The organism is Brevibacillus sp. NRRL NRS-603 (assembly GCF_003013445.1).
Lineage (GTDB): Bacteria > Bacillota > Bacilli > Brevibacillales > Brevibacillaceae > Brevibacillus > Brevibacillus formosus.
Genome location: NZ_PXZN01000016.1, coordinates 252,155 through 268,852 on the forward strand (window position 1 = coordinate 252,155; position 16,698 = coordinate 268,852).

The following is a 16,698-nucleotide window of genomic DNA, read 5'->3' on the forward strand; positions in this document are numbered from 1 at the left end:
AAAGTGGTACAATAAAATTTTTGTCCATGCTTTAATATGCTGCTGAGGTGATTAGCTAGCTACATGCATTGGTAATATGGTAACGGATGAAAGTGTAGGGGACACCTTATTTTACGTGAGAATACATAGCTGTTTTTTCGTATTTCCGTTACACTATTTCATAGAGAAGAAGTTTAAAAGTCGTCTATAGAAAAAGAGAAGGCGAAACACATGGAGGAGCAGGATGAGACAGGGGATTATTTATGCAATTGTGGCGTATTTGGCTTGGGGGTTACTCCCGCTCTATTGGAAGCTGTTTCAGGCAATGGGAGCATGGGAGATACTCGCGCATCGAATCGTTTGGTCGATTATTTTTGTCGCAATCATTATCCAGGTAACGAAACGTTGGCGCAGTATGTGGAAAGCAGTTACTGGTTTTAAAATGTTCGGAGCATTAGCAATGTGTTCACTGCTAATCAGTGCAAACTGGCTCATTTTTATCTGGGCAGTGAATAACGATCAAGTCATGCAAACGAGTCTTGGTTACTACATGAATCCTCTCATCACCGTGCTGCTCGGAGTCCTTTTCTTAAAAGAAAAAATGCATGCTGGGCAATGGCTCGCGCTTATACTCGCGGCTTTTGGAGTCATGTTTATCACCTTTCAGTACGGTGAGATTCCATGGGTTTCTCTATCACTTGCCCTGACCTTTGCTTTTTATAGCCTGGCGAAAAAGATCGTCCGAATGGAAGCGATGATCGGACTGGCGTGGGAGACGCTGTTTGTGGCCCCTATTGCTTTCGGATATCTGTTGATGCTACAGGTCAATGGGACGGAGACGATGTCATCCTTAACGTGGTGGCAGCTTGTATTGCTGACGCTGGCGGGGGTGGCCACTGCCATGCCGCTCTACTGGTTTGCCCAAGCAACGACGAGACTCCCACTTTCCGTTGTGGGCTTCATTCAATACTTGGCGCCTACGATATCGCTCTTATCAGCTGTTTTCTTGTTTGGAGAGCCTTTCACCCAAACACATCTCATCAGCTTTGGATTCATCTGGTCTGCGCTCATCGTATTTACGGTGTCTTCTGTACGCATGAAACGAAGAGCTGCCCCAATCAATCCCGAGGTCGCTATCAAAAAACAAGCGTAAACATAAGAAAACTCCTGATCCTCCGAGAAAGACTCGGATATGGTCAGGAGTTTTTGCTTACAAGGACGTAATTAGCAAATCGCTTCGCCGTGCTTTTTCATGCGGTATGCGCCGTGATTAGTAGGGCCCACATATTTATTGAGGGCAAACGAGTGGCGAATCGCTTCGGTAATAAATTCTTTGGCAACAGCTACTGCGTTGTGTACAGAGCTTCCTTTTGCCAATTCAGCACAGATTGCAGCTGAGAATGTGCAGCCGGCACCGTGAGTAAAGCTGGTCTCAAAGCGTTCTGATTCCAATACCTCGATCGTTTTCCCGTCATAGAAGACATCTACGGCATTGCCGCTTTGAAGCTTGCTGCCACCTTTTACAACGACATAAGAGGTGCCGAAGTCATGGATGCGCTTCGCTGCTTCCTTCATGTCATCAACACTTTTCAGTGCGCCCATTTGGCTAAGAATACCAGCTTCGAACAGGTTAGGAGTCGCAACTGTCGCATGTGGGAGCAATACTTCGCGCAGGCTGACTGCAATTTCTGGATGGAGTGCTTCGTCTGCACCCTTACAGATCATGACTGGGTCAACGACAACATTTTTCAAATCGTATTGTTTTATTTTACGGGTAGCGAGGTCGACCAGTTCTGTGGTTCCAAGCATCCCTGTTTTTACAGCATCTACGCCAATTCCTGCGAGTACAGTTTCGATTTGTTTTTCCAGGATCGAAACATCGATCGGAAACACTTCGTGAAACCATTCGTTATGTGGATCTTGGGCTACGATAACGGTGAGGGCGGTCATCCCGAAAACACCAAGCTCCTGAAACGTTTTGAGGTCTGCTTGCTGACCAGCTCCGCCGCTGGTGTCGGAACCTGCAATGGTGAGTGCTTTCTTCATGGTCATTGTGATTATCTCCCTTTGTATACCGCTGCACAATCGAAGCGGATCTATACTGTCATGCGCTGTAATGCCTCTCTCTATATTAAAGAGGAAGAAATCGGTGCTGTCAATAATATCCCCAAAATATAAAAACCGCCTCCCTTAACGGGCAAGCGGTTTATGTATGTGTGCATTTATGCTTGAGAAGCAGCGTGGTGAAAAGAGAAGCTGATGGTAGTGGACATAGACTTGGAACGCTTGGTTGCAAGCTGCTTGGCTTGCTTTGCTGCCTCAAACATACTAGGTGCCTTGATGATTTCAACCCATCTGCGTGTTGCTGTTTCAAATAAAAAGCGATAGATAGTCATCTTCTTCGCCCCTCCATGGTTTGTTGACATCTACATTGTAATACGCAGCGGGCTGCAAAAGGTTACATAGCTGTTACATATTTTTGAAGATAATATGGTTACTTTGTAAAACGTAAATTGTTTCCGAAAGAAGCGTTACGTTTTGCGAAATGTTACGTCTATAGTATGTGATGTTTACGAAAGCTTCCATTTTGAAAGAACAAATGAGGTGCGACAAAAGATGGTCAATTCAACAGGAGAGCTGACGGTGACAGGGGTCAATCACAGCTACGGAACGGGAAAAATCAAAGTGCCCGTGCTGTATGATATCAACCTTCATATCAACAAGGGAGAATTCGTCGCTCTGTGCGGCTCGTCGGGTTCTGGCAAGTCTACGCTCTTGAATTTGCTTGCAGGTTTGACCAAGCCAGAGGAAGGGAGTGTCATGGTAAGCGGAGCAGAGATTTCCAGCTACAGCGAAAACGAACTATGCATGTTTCGCCGGAAAAACATGGGCTTTATCTTCCAGTCATACAATCTGCTCCCAAATCTGACAGCGTTGGAAAACGTAGAGCTTCCCTTGATTTTTGCAGGCGAAAGCAAGAAAAAACGTAGGGCTAAAGCAACAGAAATCCTACACCGCGTAGGGCTGGAAGGTCGTATCGACCACAGACCCAATGAGCTTAGTGGTGGACAGCAGCAGCGTGTCAGTATCGCGAGAGCGCTCGTCAATCAGCCTGGCATCATCTTAGCGGATGAGCCGACGGGGAACCTGGACTCGAAGACAGAACAAGAGATTCTCCTATTAATGAGAGAAATGAACAAGGAAAATGGGACTACGTTCATCATCGTTACCCATGAGCAGGAAGTAGCGGAACAGTCCGACCGCGTCATTTATCTCCAGGACGGACGGGTTGTACAAAAAAGGACAAGACCAGCGTAGGCGAGGGTATGAGGTGAACAAACAGTGAAGGTAATGGATTCTTTTCGCATCGTCTGGAGGAACCTGTGGCGAATGAAGCTGCGGACAGCCCTCACGTCGGTTGGTGTCATGATCGGGACGGCTGCAATCGTCGCGATGATGGCACTGAGTTTAGGACTTAAAGAAAGTGCAGTAAAAAGCTTGGAGAACTTCGGGAACTTGACAGAGATGGACGTCGAGCCATTGCGTTGGTACGAGGAAAATGGCGAATGGATTGATGTTCCAGAGGATAAAGTCAAGAAGCTGAATATGCAAGCGGTACAAGAATTAAAAAAGATTCCTGGCATTCAGGCAGTTATGCCGATAAAAGAATTACGAGAGCAAGCGAAGCTTAAGGTAGGTAGACGAGAAGGTTACGTACAGCTTATTGGGGTGGATGTGAATGAGTCGGCTGCCTATCGCAAAAATGACATTGAAAAAGGAAACTATCTGACAGGGGCGCCACAAGAGATAGTCGTTGCTTTCGATGTATCCAGAGAATTGCGCGATGTAGAAAAGGAAAAGCGCGAGGAACGGCGAAGAAAAGCCGGAGCTGGACGGCATGAAATGTCTCAGATGCCACCTCCTGATATAGGGGGCGGAGAAGCACTGGCCTTTAATCTCGTAGACAGAGCAGGGACTCTCATCTTGTCACGCGAATATCGCATCGACGATGAGCCTAAATACGAGAAAAAAGAACTGCGTGTGAAGGTTGTTGGTCAATTAAAGAAATCTGAAGAACGTAACTCGTCAGCCGCGGTTTATGTACCGATTAACGTTGTGAAAGAGCTGAACGAGTGGGTTACGCGCAGTCGAGGTGACGAAGTCGAAGAGGGTGCATCGCGCCGCTCACGCGATAAAGCCAAAAAGGAAACATTTGAATTTGACAGAATTACAGTCAAGGTAGAATCTCGTGAAAAAGTCGAGGGTGTAGTCCAAGCGTTGAAGGAAAAAGGCTTTGAAGTATGGTCGCCTGCACGTGAGCTGGAAACCATCAATAACTTCTTCTTCGTGATTCAAATGGTCCTCGGAGGAATTGCAGCAATCTCCTTGCTCGTCGCAACCATTGGAATCGTCAATACGATGATCATGTCGATTTTAGAGCGAACCAAAGAGATTGGCATCATGAAAGTAATCGGAGCGACTGTGCTGAATATTCGTTGGCTGTTCTTAATGGAGTCAGGCTTTATTGGCTTAATTGGTGGACTAGCTGGTCTCGGCATGGCGTGGGGAGCGGTTGAGCTCGTGAATTACTTCGGAGCGTCTGGCGGTCTCTTGGATAGTCTGAACATGGGCTATGGGGGTGGAGGAGATCCTGAGGCGGAGCCGACAAAGCTTGCGGTCATTCCGAGCTGGCTGGCACTGTTTGCGATTGGCTTCTCCTTTATCATTGGAGTATTGGCGGGAATCTTCCCGGCGATCCGCGCGTCTCGTTTAAGTGCGCTGCAAGCGATTCGATCTGAATAAGTGATGAAATGTGAGGAACGTAAGATGAACAAGAAAAAATGGATCATTATCGCCACGGTCGTGGCCGTACTTGGAGGGGGCAGCTATTACGGCTACTCGTACTTCAAGGGCGAAGAGGTTACAGAAGAAAAGCCAGAAGAAAAACCGACCTTCCCGACAGCGATCGTGGAACGAGGTGACGTTAAGAAGACGATCAACTCAGCAGGTACAGTGGAAGCAAAGGCGCGTGAGGAGGTCAAGCCAGAGCTCAGCGGCAAGGTGCAACGAGTGCTAGTTAAGGAAGGCCAGTCTGTAAAAAAAGGCGATGTCTTGTTCACGATAGACAGCTCGGATGCGCAACTGGAAATTCAAAAGCTGGAGTTGGACATTGTTAAGGCGAAAAAAGAGCTAAGTGAAATTAAACAAAAGAAAGACAAGATCACGTCTACAAAAGAAGGAAAAGTGGTTGAGGTCCTTGTGGAAGAAGGGCAAGATGTAAGACCGGACCAGGTAGTAGTCAAGCTGGCTAACACCGACTATTTGAAAATTGTCGGGCAGTTTACCGCCTACGAGTCTGAACGGTTCAGTGTAGGTCAAAAAGTGAAGGTATTCATTCCAACTTCCTTGTATTTTGTGGATGGTGTTGTCACAAAAGTGGATAGAATAGGTCAAAAAGTAGAAGGTATTGGCGGAATTCACGATGTTGAGGTTTTGGTCAAGAAGCCTGGGGCCATTTATGTTGGGGACATGGGTGAGGTTCAGTTCACGGATGATAAGGGCCTCTTATATGTAAGCCGAAATCAGCAGGAATTTCAGTTGCCGGATGAAATGGAAATCTTGGCCGGTACGTACGGGAAAATCGGCAAGGTCGACGTGAAAAAGGACGATGTAGTCAAAGTAGGGCAGCAATTGTTCAAAATGGATATGGAAGCGTCCGGTATGGAGCTGATGGAAAAAGAGCTGGCGCTAAAAAGTTCCTTATTGAACATGGAGCAGAAAAAGCGTGAAATTGCAAAGAACCAAGTAACAGCGCCCATTAGCGGTGTAATCACCAAGCTAGGCGTAAAAGAAGGCGAAGCTCCAGGATCAGAGCCTGCTGCCATTATTATGGACACGACTTCTGTTTACTTTGTGGCAGCCGTTGGAGAGCTTGATATTCCCGCGATTAAAATCGGACAAAATGTCGATGTTTACGTGTATGCATTCGGTACCGAGCCGTTTAAAGGCAAAGTCGTAGAGCTCCCGAAAGAAGGGAAAAAAGAAGACAAGGAAGTTCGTTTCGCGGTAAAAGTGGAACTGCTAGACAAGGCTGAGTTTAAGCATGGGATGACGGGAGACAGCGATATTATCGTCGCCCAAGCACAAAATGTCCTGCGCTTGCCAAGCAATGCGGTTGAAATCTTGGGGCCGGGTCAGGGAACGGTAATGGTGAAAGATCCGAGCACCGGAGATCCAATGCCGAAAGACGTAGAAATCGGGATTGAAGGATATGATTTTATTGAAATCAAAGGCGGCTTGAATGAGGGAGAAGAGGTTCTGGTGACCAACTCCGAAGGCATGTAACAGCCAATCGAATTCGTTTATAGCGACAGCCCCGTTGCCACTGGCCAAAGACCTGAGCAAACGGGGCTGTTTTTTACACGCATACGCTTTTCAATATTTTCAAAGGAATGGTAACGTTACGGATATTTGCGACGTCAAACTATGTAAAGGATGGGAAATTGTACAGCCGTTTTCCTTTGCAAACTGATCAGCAACAGGTGCCATAGAGAGCTGAGCTACTGCAATAGGCTGGTCTGGAAACGTTTGGTGGAGCTGATACAGGGCTTCTTTTATCGCTTCTCTGTAAGCTTCTTGCTTGTTTTCCATGAGCAGGGCAAAAGCGTTTTCGACGAGAGATACTTGTATCTCTGGATGAAGGTTGTGGGAATGGGCGTATTTCACGAGACGCTCCATCGTAGGTTGGACAGTAGCAGGATTGGAGAACAGCAGAACTTGTGGCTGAGTATGCCGTGCAAGCTCATGAAAAAAAGGTCCATCGATTGTAAAGAGTGGGACAGTGGCAGTCGCCTCATCCTCTGGTGTTACCAGTGCGGCATACTGCGTGCAAGTGATCACGATTGCATCGACCGCGCAGCTCTGCATCCAGCTTAGTTGCTCACGTAATTTGGCATGCGAATGTTCCTTGGTAAGGATAGAGGCTCCCGCGTTTTGCAGGAGTAAACCTGGGTCAACAAAATGAATGAGCTCTACGTCAAAGGCTGCGAACGCATCTGAAAAAAGGGGAATATTCGAATGATGTCCATGGAGACAGGCAATACGGGTCATCGTGCAGCTCCCTCATGTAGAGTATCTTTTTCTGATTTCTTATGGGCAAGGACGCGAATACGCTTGTAATCGAGCACCCAGTGCCCCTCTTGAAACAGAGCAGGACGCAGTATGTCAGCGACTTCCCTACATACTTGCTGAATTTCATCTGAGGACAGTCCCTCAAAAAATGGACTGCAAAAAGAATTCAGCCAATGCGAAAGCCCCAGATCCCCATCAGCCATGACGGTCGGACGATCAAAATGGGAGGCAAGGACAACGTGGAAGCCTTGCTTTTCCAAAAGAATCGTGTACTCTCCAATACTGGGAAAATACCAAGGCGAGCGTTCATCAGCAGATATTCCTTTTCGTGCCAATACAGTCCGTAATGCCTTGGTGATTTGTCCGCAATTGCCTTGTCCTCCAAATTCGGCGACAAAGCGTCCTCCAGGCGCAAGAGCCAGCCAAATGGTTTCAATGACTTTTGCAGGACGTTTCATCCAGTGGAGTGCGGCATTGGAAAAGACAGCGTCGTAGCTGACATCTGTACGGTACGTATGCGCATCGGCTACTTCAAAGGCAAACTGCGGATATTTTTGGCGAGCAGCCTCAATCATGGCGGCAGAAAAGTCGATTCCTGTCACATTTGCTCCTGTACGCGATAGTTGAGCACACAGGTCACCTGTTCCACAGCCTAAGTCAAGAATGCTTTCCCCAGGAGCCGGCTGTAGCCAGTCCACTAACCCTTTGCCGTATTCAGAAACGAAATTCATTTTGGCGTCGTATAGCCCGGCATTCCATTGATTGGTTTGAACCATTTGAATCGCCTCCCTTTGTCCATTTTTACCGACTGGGAAGGTATAAGTCAAATCTATATAAATTATAAACCGGATAGCTATTAACTATATCTAGGGCGTGAAAAAGCTTTACGATCGCAAAGGATATTTCGCTGTTTTTGTCGAATGATCACAGTTGAAAAATTGTAAGGAGAAATAGGAGGACAATTCGTGAAAAAATGGGTTGTAAAAGCACTTCTAGTGTGTTTGGCAACGGGCACCTTTTTATCAGGTGTTTCAGTACCGCCAGCCATGGGGGCCGGGGCAACAGCATCCATGAAAAAAAACAGCCAAGTATCTAAGCCACTCCGGCAGCAGCCTGTTCACGATATGGTTATCTTTAACGATTATCAGGTTGCCGGACTGGATTCAAATGGTTGGAACTGGGTGAAGAACGATGAGTTTATTCTTCCTCCCGAGACACCACTTGATATTGATATGATACAGACCACTTATGGAACCGGCACTAACCTCAATCGGAAGCAAGTTTTATTGGATGGCGTAGAGTTGTCGGAGTATCAAGCCGAAAATACCTCGTCACAGACTTCTTTCAAATGGCAGGTACCTCGGTTTACCATTCCAGCACAAAAGCTGTCTGCTGGCTCGCATACCTTGACCTTTATTGTGACGGATGCCATAGGGAAAAGCAGCACATTGCATGTCCGATTTATCGTAGAGGCCAAAAATTACCCGAGCATATTCAATGGGGAAAAGGCAGAGGGAGAACCAGTACCAAGTGGCGGGCAAACGGCGATTTTTGGTATGATGGGTTCACACGACTTTGCCAGTTCTGTACCGGGCACATGGAAATTAACAAATAAGTCCACGAGTGCAGAGATGAGGTCTGTTCCTGCGACCGTATTTTCGACGGGGACATTGTTGACGGGGCAGTATGAGCTCCTCTTTGTTCCAGATGATACAGCCATGTCATCTTGGATGACGACGATTCAAGTAGGCGTTGCAGAGCTGTATATGGGAACGGATGCAAGCGGTCAAAAGCTGACGCAAGATCAGAAAATAACAGCTCCAGCAGCACCAGGGAAGGTGCCATTGTTTTCGCCAATCCCAGGAAGATGGTCGGTGAACGGAACAGGACAAACCTTGACAGATGCGCAACATTTTGAGGTGGACATTCCTGAGAGACTGGCCGGAATCACAATCGCTGTTACCTTTGAGCCTGTTTCGGGGCAAAAAGAGACATCGTCTTTGTGGGGCGATACTTCGGCGACAACGGTTCAAATACAAATACCAGGTGCACCAAATGCCTGCGGCCCTGCTAATGGAAATGTCACGATGGATGTGTTGATGAAGCAGAACGAACAATCAACACCGATGGTAGAAAAGATGAACCTGTATTCCTCTGATAATACAATCAAGCTGTATCAGAATCCTGTTCATGTGATCTGGCTGGCAACTGCTGCCGATCACATCAAATATGGAAGTGAAGTGGATGATGATGAGGGGCCGGGTGTATGGGCGATCGATAACGTCATTGCCGACGAGAGCAAATTGAGTTGGGATCATACGGCATTGCTGTTGTCCGGCTACAAGCCAGGTCGATACAAAGTCAACTACTATAGCAAAAGAGACCCGGCGCAAGTATGGTGCGGCTACGTTCAGGTGATAGAAGATTCGTCTCCAATTAAGACGTATCCGACATGTGAGCCGGATGATACAGGTGTAGCTCCGCCAAGTTCGCCACTTATTCTTCGAAGCGAGAGCGGCAAGGAATACCGGGACGGACAAAAGATTACCGTGAACGCAGGCGATGATCTCGAAGAATGGGAAGACTTAAGGCTGATCGCTACTCATGCTGAGCTTGTCGGTTCCAAAAAGATCAGGGATAAGAGCGAAAAGAAGTCCTATTATATGCCGAAATTTGAATGGAAACATGGAGAAATTGGTATGGGTGCCAGTCGGAAGCACAGTAACGGTACCATTTCCTCAGAAAATCGGATCGAGATCTTTTTCGGGGAAGAAGAGATCGCCAGCATCAAGCCTAGCAAAGATGATGGCGACGATGGCGAGGGGCTTGAATCACTGAATCTGAAAAGGTACATCGATACGGATAAGCCTGGGGAATACAAGATCAAGGTAACGAATACGCTCAGCAATAAGACCTGCACGGTTATCAACTCCAAAAGAAAGTCCACGAAGAAAACCGATGAAAATGAGCGCAATGAAACATTGACGATTACAATTGAAGTGAAGTAGATAGGAAACCCCCCTTGCATTTTGGCATGGGGGGTTTCGACTACAAGGGGAGGAAGTCCTGTGACAAATGAGCAGAAGGCGATCTTGGAAAAGTTCGGCTTTCGGATCGAAGGAGAGCAAGTGAAACATTTGAAGCTGGGGATCGTAAGAAATAAAAAAGAATTCGTCTGTCACGCCACGTCAGAAGAGTTGCAGGACTATATCAAGTCCATCTTACGCAACCAATGTCAGTGGAAGCGAGGAGAATCTGAGTGAGAGCACCAGGGAGGTTGTTGGGTTTGAAGGAGTCTAGGGAGACATTGGTTACGGCATTACATGAAGTGGAGGCTTGGGAGAAGGACCAGAACGATTTGTGGTTCTGGGAAAAGCTTGGCAGACTCCCTTTTGTTTTGTTGGATCGGATTACGCCTGCATTCGTTCAGGAAAAGCTGGGAAAAGCCGTAGACGAAATGGCAGCCTTTCTTGAGACAGGTGGAACCTATTTGGTGCAGGATGAACCGATATACAAGCGGTTTGGCAAACGGTTAGAGGGACAGGGCACTTCTGATATTGGGAAAGAGGAGATTACTGCTGTACCGCTTACGATCATGAATGATGTCGCAATGGAGTTAAAGGATTCACGGGCGAATTTTGCCACGGTCCAAGGTGCGACGACTGGCTTCGGAGGGATTTTTACCCTCGCGATCGATATTCCGCTATTGATGGGGACATCCCTAAAAGTATTACAAGAGATGGCTCTTGCCTATGGCTATCGACCTGAAGAGAAGAGGGAGCGGCTGTTTGTCGTCAAATGCTTGCAGTTTGCTTCATCAGACATTGTAGGGAAAAAAGCGATACTCGCGGAACTCTCCCGCTTTGATGATCCAGGTGCGCAGAGAGAAGTCATGGCGCAATTGCAGGGATGGCGTGAAGTCGTGGTAACGTACACAGAAAACTATGGGTGGAAAAAATTATTTCAAATGGTGCCGATTGCAGGTATTTTGTTCGGGGCGTATTTGAACCGCTCAACCGTACAGGATGTCGCCGAAGCGGGAATGATGCTGTACCGCAAACGACGCATCCTTGAGCGGCTTCGCGAGAGCGAAAAGAGCGAGGAGATTACAAAGACCACTCCTCAGCCGTAAGAGCATAAATGAGATGGTCCTCCCATACACCGTTAATTTGCAAATAGCGTAACGAAAGCCCTTCCAGGCGAAAACGGTTTTTTTCCAAGACGCGAATAGATGCTTGGTTGCGAGGCATAACAGCAGCTTGCACCCTATGCAGTCCAGCCTCCGTTAAAGCAAAGCGAAGGGCAAGATTTACGGCTGATGTCGTATAGCCTTTGCCATTGCAGGCTTGATCCATGAAGTAGCCAATCGTTGCATTTTGCCATGCGCCGCGTGCGACATTCGACAACGCTACCCGCCCAACCATCTTTCCAGATTCTCGGGAGAATACGCCGAAAGCATAGGCGGTGCCACGTTCAAAATCATTCTGCGCTTGCAAAATCTGTTCTTGCTGTGCTGGGAGGGTCAGAAATGAAGCGGGGCGGATCGGTTCAAAGGGTTGGAGAAAGTCATGATTACGCAGCCGAAGCTCCAGGAGCTCGGCTGCGTCTTGTTGGTGGAGAGGCCGTAAGAAAATCTCGTCCGTATGCAGTGACATGAGATCAATCCCCCTTAAAAAGTTGGATTGATAGTATAGCATGTGCCAGAGTATTTGGGAAACATCAATTAGCCGAGCAATTCAGCAAACGATACCCCAAATGCTTTGCAAGTTTCCACTTCTTTTGCAGTAGGAGAAAGCTCGATTTTCAAGCCTTCCAGAGGAGTTTCCGCGCCGCGCTCGCTCGCCTTTTTCAGCAAAATATCAACAGCTGCACCGACATGCTCGTAAGCGGAGTCGCAAGAGCCAAAAGCAACGACCTTTTTCCCGCTGAGGTCAATATCGTCCATTTCCTCATAAAAATCCAGGCATTCGTCTGGCAGTTCGCCATCGCCCCATGTGTAGGCGCCAAGCAAGATTCCGTCGTAAGCTTCGAGTTCTTTTGCGTTTGCATCCATCACTTCTTTTATCTCCAGCTCAGCACCAGTGGAACGAATACCTTCTGCAATTGCTTCAGCAATTTCCTGTGTATTCCCTGTCATGCTCGCGTAAACCATCAAAATGCTCATAAAACGTAAACCCTCCAATTAGATAATGAGTATCATTCTCAATAAATAAAATAATGAAAATGAGAATCGTTGTCAATAACTTTTTTCTTATTGCCACGTTTCATTGATTTTGGTAGAGTTAAATAAAATTATAATAATGTACACTAAAATAGAGGTGCGCCGAAGAAGAGTAAGTCTTTTCGCAATCTGCCAGGGGGCAGGAGAAGGAAGAAAGGCTAAAGCGCCGAAGCTTATGCTATGCCCCTACGTAGCACAGGCTGGGGTGTCTCATGAAAAATGAACATCCTGTCACAATGGACCGTACGTCTTTTTGTGGAGCGCTATTTATGATTTGCTTATGTAGTATCAAGAGCAATGAGATAGCGAATGCACTCATTGCTTTTTTTGATTTACCATGCTGTTATTTTGAGGAGGATGTAACTGTGAACATGATGGATGCTAACGAAATTATCGCGTTTATTCAAAAAAGCGAAAAGAAAACACCGGTGAAGGTATATGTGAAAGGGAACCTGGAGGGAATCGACTTCGGTGCGAGCTCCAAAGCCTTCATTACGGGTCCTACTGGTGTTGTTTTTGGTGAGTGGAAAGAGATTGAGCCAGTGCTCGCTGCTAACGCAGACAAAATTGAAGATTATGTAGTAGAAAGCGACCGCCGCAACTCCGCTATTCCATTGCTGGATACAAAAGGGATTCAAGCCCGTATTGAGCCAGGCGCAATTATTCGTGACCAAGTGACAATTGGTAACAACGCGGTCATCATGATGGGTGCTTCCATTAACATTGGTGCAGTTATCGGTGAAGGTACGATGATCGACATGAATGTTGTAGTAGGTGGACGTGGAACCATCGGGAAAAACTGCCACATCGGCGCGGGATCAGTTATCGCGGGCGTTATCGAGCCGCCATCTGCACAGCCAGTTGTTGTCGAGGACGATGTTGTCATCGGAGCAAATGCTGTCATTCTGGAAGGTGTACGTGTAGGAAAAGGTGCTGTCGTTGCAGCAGGTGCTGTCGTCATTGAAGATGTGCCTCCTTACGTGGTAGTTGCGGGAACGCCTGCACGCGTGATCAAGCAAATTGATGAAAAAACTCGTTCCAAGACAGAGATCAAGCAGGAGCTACGTCAGCTGTAAGGGAGAGAGTGCAAATGGACTGGCGTTCGCTCGATGAACAATATATCGTCTCCTCTTACAAAAGACTTCCGATTGCCATAGATAAAGGCGAAGGAAATTACTTGTACGATACGAACGGGAAGAGTTATCTCGACTTGTTTACTGGACTCGCGGTAAACGTTCTGGGGCATTCTCATCCGCGCATTGTACAGGCTCTGCGTGAGCAGGGAGAGCGCTTCTTGCATATTTCCAATGTATTTTTAAACAAGCCGGCTATTCGTTTAGCCGAGCGTTTGGTTGCGAACAGTATTAGCGGTAAGGTGTTTTTCACTAACTCTGGTGCTGAGGCCACTGAGTCTGCGATCAAGCTGATTCACAAATGGACGAAAAACGAGGGAGCAGATCGTGAAGGCATCGTTGTATTACGCAACAGCTTTCATGGGCGAACACTCGGAGCAGTACGTCTGACGAGGCAGGCTCACGTCTATCAGGACTTTCCTCAGCCGGCTTTTCCTGTTTATGAACTGGATGTGGAGGATACGGAAGGATTGCGAGCGATTTGCCAGGAAGCAAGACCTGCTGCGGTCCTGATGGAGCCAGTCTTGGGTTCCGGCGGTGTCGTGCCGCTAACGGAAGCGTTCTTGCGAGAGGTAGCTGCGATCTGTGAACAAGAAGGCATGCTCTTTGTCATGGACGAGATCCAGACAGGAATGGGCAGAACAGGAAAGCTGTTTGCTTATGAGCATGCAGGCGTAACGCCAGACCTTATCCTTTTCGCAAAAGGCATAGGGGGAGGGCTTCCACTCGGCGGTGTCATCGCTGGTCCAAAGCTGATGAACCAGTTCAAGCCAGGGGATCACGGAACGACATTCGCACCATCGCCACTGTCTGCTGCCCTGGGGAATGTCGTGTTAGACGAATTGCTTGATCCAGCCTTCATCGCTCACGTAGAAGAAGTGATTGCGTATCTGTGGTCGGGCTTGGAAGAGTTGCGAACGCGTCTCCCAGATCAGCTGCAATCCCTTCGCGGAAAAGGCTTGATGGTTGGAATCCCGCTCTCTTCCACCCCGGAAGAGGTTAGCCGCTTGCAGCAAGCATTGCTTGACGAAGGAATTCTCGTTGACGTGACGCAGAAAACGATTGTTCGTCTGCTTCCGCCACTAACGTTGACAAAAGACGATGTGGACCGTTTCCTTGCTGTGTTTGAGGAGCAATTAACTGCAAGAACAAAGGAGGCGTAGACCATGACGACTTCCTTGTTTACACAAATTCGCCGAGACCTGCACCAAATACCGGAGCCAGGCTTCGCTGAAGTGAAAACGCAACAATACTTGCTTGATTATTTGAAAAAGCTGCCTCAGGAGCGAATTGAGATCAAAACGTGGCGGACAGGCATTTTGGTCAAGTTGGCAGGAACAAAGCCAAAACGATTAATTGCCTGGCGGACGGATATGGATGGCCTGCCGATCGTAGAGGAAACGTCCTATCCGTTTCGCTCGCTTCATGAAGGATACATGCATGCTTGCGGGCATGACATGCATATGGCAATCGCTCTTGGCCTCCTGACGCATTTTACCGAGCATCCAATTGCAGATGATTTGCTGTTCCTCTTCCAGCCGGCAGAAGAAGGTCCTGGCGGTGCTGAGCCGATGATGGAAAGTGAAGAGTTTGCAGGGTGGCGACCGGACTGCATTTTTGCCCTGCATATCGCGCCCGAATATCCAGTTGGTCATATTGCGACGAAGCCAGGAATTTTATTTGCCAACACTTCTGAGTTGTACATTGATTTGGTTGGCAAAGGGGGGCATGCAGCCTTCCCCCACAAGGCGAATGACATGGTGGTTGCAGGAAGCCACCTTGTGACACAGCTTCAATCGATTATTTCACGCAATATGGATCCATTGGATTCAGCCGTCGTAACGATTGGCAAGCTGGAGAGCGGGACGAAGCAGAACATCATTGCGGAGAAATCCAGGCTAGAAGGGACCATCCGAACTTTTTCGATGGAATCGATGGCACTCGTCAAAAGCCGCATTGAATCTCTCGTAAAGGGAGTGGAAATAGGCTTTGATTGCCAGGCAACAATTGACTACGGGGTTGGCTACTGCCAGGTTTACAACGAGGAGCAGCTAACGACAGATTTCATGCAATGGGTACAGGAGCAATGTGAAGAGGTAACACTCATCACCTGCAAGGAAGCCATGACTGGAGAAGACTTCGGTTACTTTTTGAAAGAAATTCCCGGCTTTTTGTTTTGGCTGGGTGTGCAAACGCCATACGGCTTGCACCATTCCAAAATTGAGCCGAACGAAGAGGCGATCGAGGTTGCCATTCGACTGGTCTCCCGGTATTTTACATGGCTTTCGCAACAGGAGTAGCAGGTGTCAGGAGCAAAAAGAGAGTGGCTGGATAGCCGCTCTTTTTTCTGTGTCATTCACAATATTCTCGTCAAGAGTAAGAAGTAGTTACTAACAACTCTGTGCATAAGTCTTTCTTCCTAAGGTATTTGTGCTTGTGGATAATGTGGATAGTGTTGAAAAAACTTATCAGGGCAGCACAACTATTTCCTTTTCCAAACGTATAAACTAGGGAGAAGAAATTCCGGAAAAACAAGCGCTGCCGCGCACACATACAGGAGGATTATTGACATGAAAAAAGCATGGTTATCGGCCTTGTTGGCGTTGACTGTAGCAGCAGGGGTGGGGAGCACTACTGCGCTGGGAGAGGGTGCGATGCGCGTATTTTTCGGTGCGGAAACCGTAGCGAGTGAAATGCCAGCATCCAAGGCTGAATCGGTAGAATCAATAGTGAACAAGCTCGGTGGTTTCGCCGATTACGATCAGCAATCTGGCAAATTGCAAGTGATTAAGCCAAATGTAAATATTATTGTGGTCGAAGGGATTCAGCAGACCCGCAATAAAAATGTCGTTTTCAGCAACCCTGTCAAAGGATACAGCGATAAAAATGTACCTCGTACGTTTAACGTATTCGTAGAGGTTGATGACGCGCCTGTAGCCAAAGACTTGCGCATGCAACTCGTGTTGATCGGACCGGACGGCAAAGAAGTGTCTAAAGGGAAAGAATGGAAATACTCTACACAAAATGCAAACAGCTTCTATTTTTCTGAGCCTTTTGTATCTACGAAACTCGAAGCATACGGCACTTATAAAGTACAAGTTCAAATGAAATCAGAGAAATTCACTTCTTATGTAACCGTCGGTGAAAATACATTTACAGTTGGGCGTTAAAAATAATAGCTTGGATGCGTTTCCACTTTGCATGTCCCCATGCTATAATATACGGAAAAGCCAA

At 47.4% G+C, this 16,698-nt stretch carries 17 protein-coding genes and 1 riboswitch; of the genes, 11 read left to right on the forward strand and 6 right to left on the reverse strand.

Annotated features, from left to right (window positions below):
• Positions 1–223: 223 nt before the first annotated feature.
• Positions 224–1,132 carry an EamA family transporter RarD gene (rarD, locus tag C7R94_RS16395; protein WP_106782911.1) on the forward strand — a complete coding sequence of 303 codons (909 nt, stop codon included), beginning with the start codon at positions 224–226 and terminating at the stop codon, positions 1,130–1,132.
• Between the two features lie 71 nt (positions 1,133–1,203).
• Here the strand turns inward: rarD and pdxK are convergent, their stop codons facing one another.
• The gene (gene pdxK / locus C7R94_RS16400) at positions 1,204–2,031 is read right to left on the reverse strand and encodes a pyridoxine/pyridoxal/pyridoxamine kinase (RefSeq protein ID WP_106782913.1); all 828 of its coding nucleotides are present in this window, start codon (positions 2,029–2,031) and stop codon (positions 1,204–1,206) included.
• Positions 2,032–2,201: 170 nt separating this feature from the next.
• Entirely contained in the window at positions 2,202–2,375 is a 174-nt protein-coding gene (locus C7R94_RS30325) for a hypothetical protein (protein WP_007723176.1), read from the reverse strand.
• 220 nt (positions 2,376–2,595) lie between these two features.
• Here C7R94_RS30325 and C7R94_RS16405 point away from each other — a divergent pair, with 220 nt between their 5' ends.
• Genes C7R94_RS16405 through C7R94_RS16415 form a run of 3 tightly spaced genes read left to right on the forward strand, consistent with a single transcriptional unit; the run spans position 2,596 to position 6,324 of the window.
• Complete coding sequence (locus C7R94_RS16405; protein ID WP_106653167.1) at positions 2,596–3,297, forward strand: ABC transporter ATP-binding protein; 702 nt, start codon at positions 2,596–2,598, stop codon at positions 3,295–3,297.
• Between the two features lie 24 nt (positions 3,298–3,321).
• Positions 3,322–4,782 (forward strand): ABC transporter permease, encoded by a 1,461-nt coding sequence (locus C7R94_RS16410; RefSeq protein ID WP_047068431.1) that lies wholly within the window; start codon positions 3,322–3,324, stop codon positions 4,780–4,782.
• 24 nt (positions 4,783–4,806) lie between these two features.
• Positions 4,807–6,324 carry an efflux RND transporter periplasmic adaptor subunit gene (locus tag C7R94_RS16415; RefSeq protein ID WP_106782916.1) on the forward strand — a complete coding sequence of 506 codons (1,518 nt, stop codon included), beginning with the start codon at positions 4,807–4,809 and terminating at the stop codon, positions 6,322–6,324.
• 99 nt (positions 6,325–6,423) lie between these two features.
• Here the strand turns inward: C7R94_RS16415 and C7R94_RS16420 are convergent, their stop codons facing one another.
• Both C7R94_RS16420 and C7R94_RS16425 read right to left on the reverse strand, forming a co-directional pair.
• On the reverse strand, positions 6,424–7,089 hold the full coding sequence (locus C7R94_RS16420) for a hypothetical protein (protein ID WP_106782919.1): 666 nt from the start codon (positions 7,087–7,089) through the stop codon (positions 6,424–6,426).
• Positions 7,086–7,886 carry a class I SAM-dependent methyltransferase gene (locus tag C7R94_RS16425; protein WP_106782922.1) on the reverse strand — a complete coding sequence of 267 codons (801 nt, stop codon included), beginning with the start codon at positions 7,884–7,886 and terminating at the stop codon, positions 7,086–7,088. Before C7R94_RS16425 ends, C7R94_RS16420 begins: the two co-directional genes overlap by 4 nt.
• A gap of 189 nt (positions 7,887–8,075) precedes the next feature.
• Here C7R94_RS16425 and C7R94_RS16430 point away from each other — a divergent pair, with 189 nt between their 5' ends.
• Genes C7R94_RS16430 through C7R94_RS16440 form a run of 3 tightly spaced genes read left to right on the forward strand, consistent with a single transcriptional unit; the run spans position 8,076 to position 11,242 of the window.
• Entirely contained in the window at positions 8,076–10,118 is a 2,043-nt protein-coding gene (locus C7R94_RS16430) for a hypothetical protein (protein WP_106782925.1), read from the forward strand.
• A gap of 60 nt (positions 10,119–10,178) precedes the next feature.
• Positions 10,179–10,373, forward strand: a complete 195-nt coding sequence (locus C7R94_RS16435; protein WP_233220580.1) for a hypothetical protein — start codon at positions 10,179–10,181, stop codon at positions 10,371–10,373.
• Between the two features lie 14 nt (positions 10,374–10,387).
• Positions 10,388–11,242 carry an EcsC family protein gene (locus C7R94_RS16440; protein ID WP_106783227.1) on the forward strand — a complete coding sequence of 285 codons (855 nt, stop codon included), beginning with the start codon at positions 10,388–10,390 and terminating at the stop codon, positions 11,240–11,242.
• Here the strand turns inward: C7R94_RS16440 and C7R94_RS16445 are convergent.
• Positions 11,217–11,765 carry a GNAT family N-acetyltransferase gene (locus C7R94_RS16445; RefSeq protein ID WP_106782929.1) on the reverse strand — a complete coding sequence of 183 codons (549 nt, stop codon included), beginning with the start codon at positions 11,763–11,765 and terminating at the stop codon, positions 11,217–11,219. The genes C7R94_RS16440 and C7R94_RS16445 overlap by 26 nt on opposite strands.
• 68 nt (positions 11,766–11,833) lie before the next feature.
• Positions 11,834–12,274 carry a flavodoxin gene (locus C7R94_RS16450; protein ID WP_007723194.1) on the reverse strand — a complete coding sequence of 147 codons (441 nt, stop codon included), beginning with the start codon at positions 12,272–12,274 and terminating at the stop codon, positions 11,834–11,836.
• A gap of 141 nt (positions 12,275–12,415) precedes the next feature.
• Positions 12,416–12,605: riboswitch (Lysine riboswitch) on the forward strand.
• 91 nt (positions 12,606–12,696) lie between these two features.
• Between C7R94_RS16450 and dapD the strand changes: the two genes are divergently transcribed.
• The 4 genes from dapD to C7R94_RS16470 all read left to right on the forward strand — a co-directional run bounded on the left by dapD (position 12,697) and on the right by C7R94_RS16470 (position 16,634).
• Complete coding sequence (gene dapD / locus C7R94_RS16455; RefSeq protein WP_007723196.1) at positions 12,697–13,407, forward strand: 2,3,4,5-tetrahydropyridine-2,6-dicarboxylate N-acetyltransferase; 711 nt, start codon at positions 12,697–12,699, stop codon at positions 13,405–13,407.
• Positions 13,408–13,421: 14 nt separating this feature from the next.
• The gene (locus C7R94_RS16460) at positions 13,422–14,627 is read left to right on the forward strand and encodes an aspartate aminotransferase family protein (protein ID WP_106782931.1); all 1,206 of its coding nucleotides are present in this window, start codon (positions 13,422–13,424) and stop codon (positions 14,625–14,627) included.
• A 3-nt stretch (positions 14,628–14,630) separates the two neighbouring features.
• Positions 14,631–15,764, forward strand: a complete 1,134-nt coding sequence (locus tag C7R94_RS16465) for an N-acetyldiaminopimelate deacetylase (protein WP_106782933.1) — start codon at positions 14,631–14,633, stop codon at positions 15,762–15,764.
• A 270-nt stretch (positions 15,765–16,034) separates the two neighbouring features.
• The gene (locus tag C7R94_RS16470; protein WP_047068421.1) at positions 16,035–16,634 is read left to right on the forward strand and encodes a hypothetical protein; all 600 of its coding nucleotides are present in this window, start codon (positions 16,035–16,037) and stop codon (positions 16,632–16,634) included.
• The last annotated feature ends 64 nt before the right edge of the window (positions 16,635–16,698 follow it).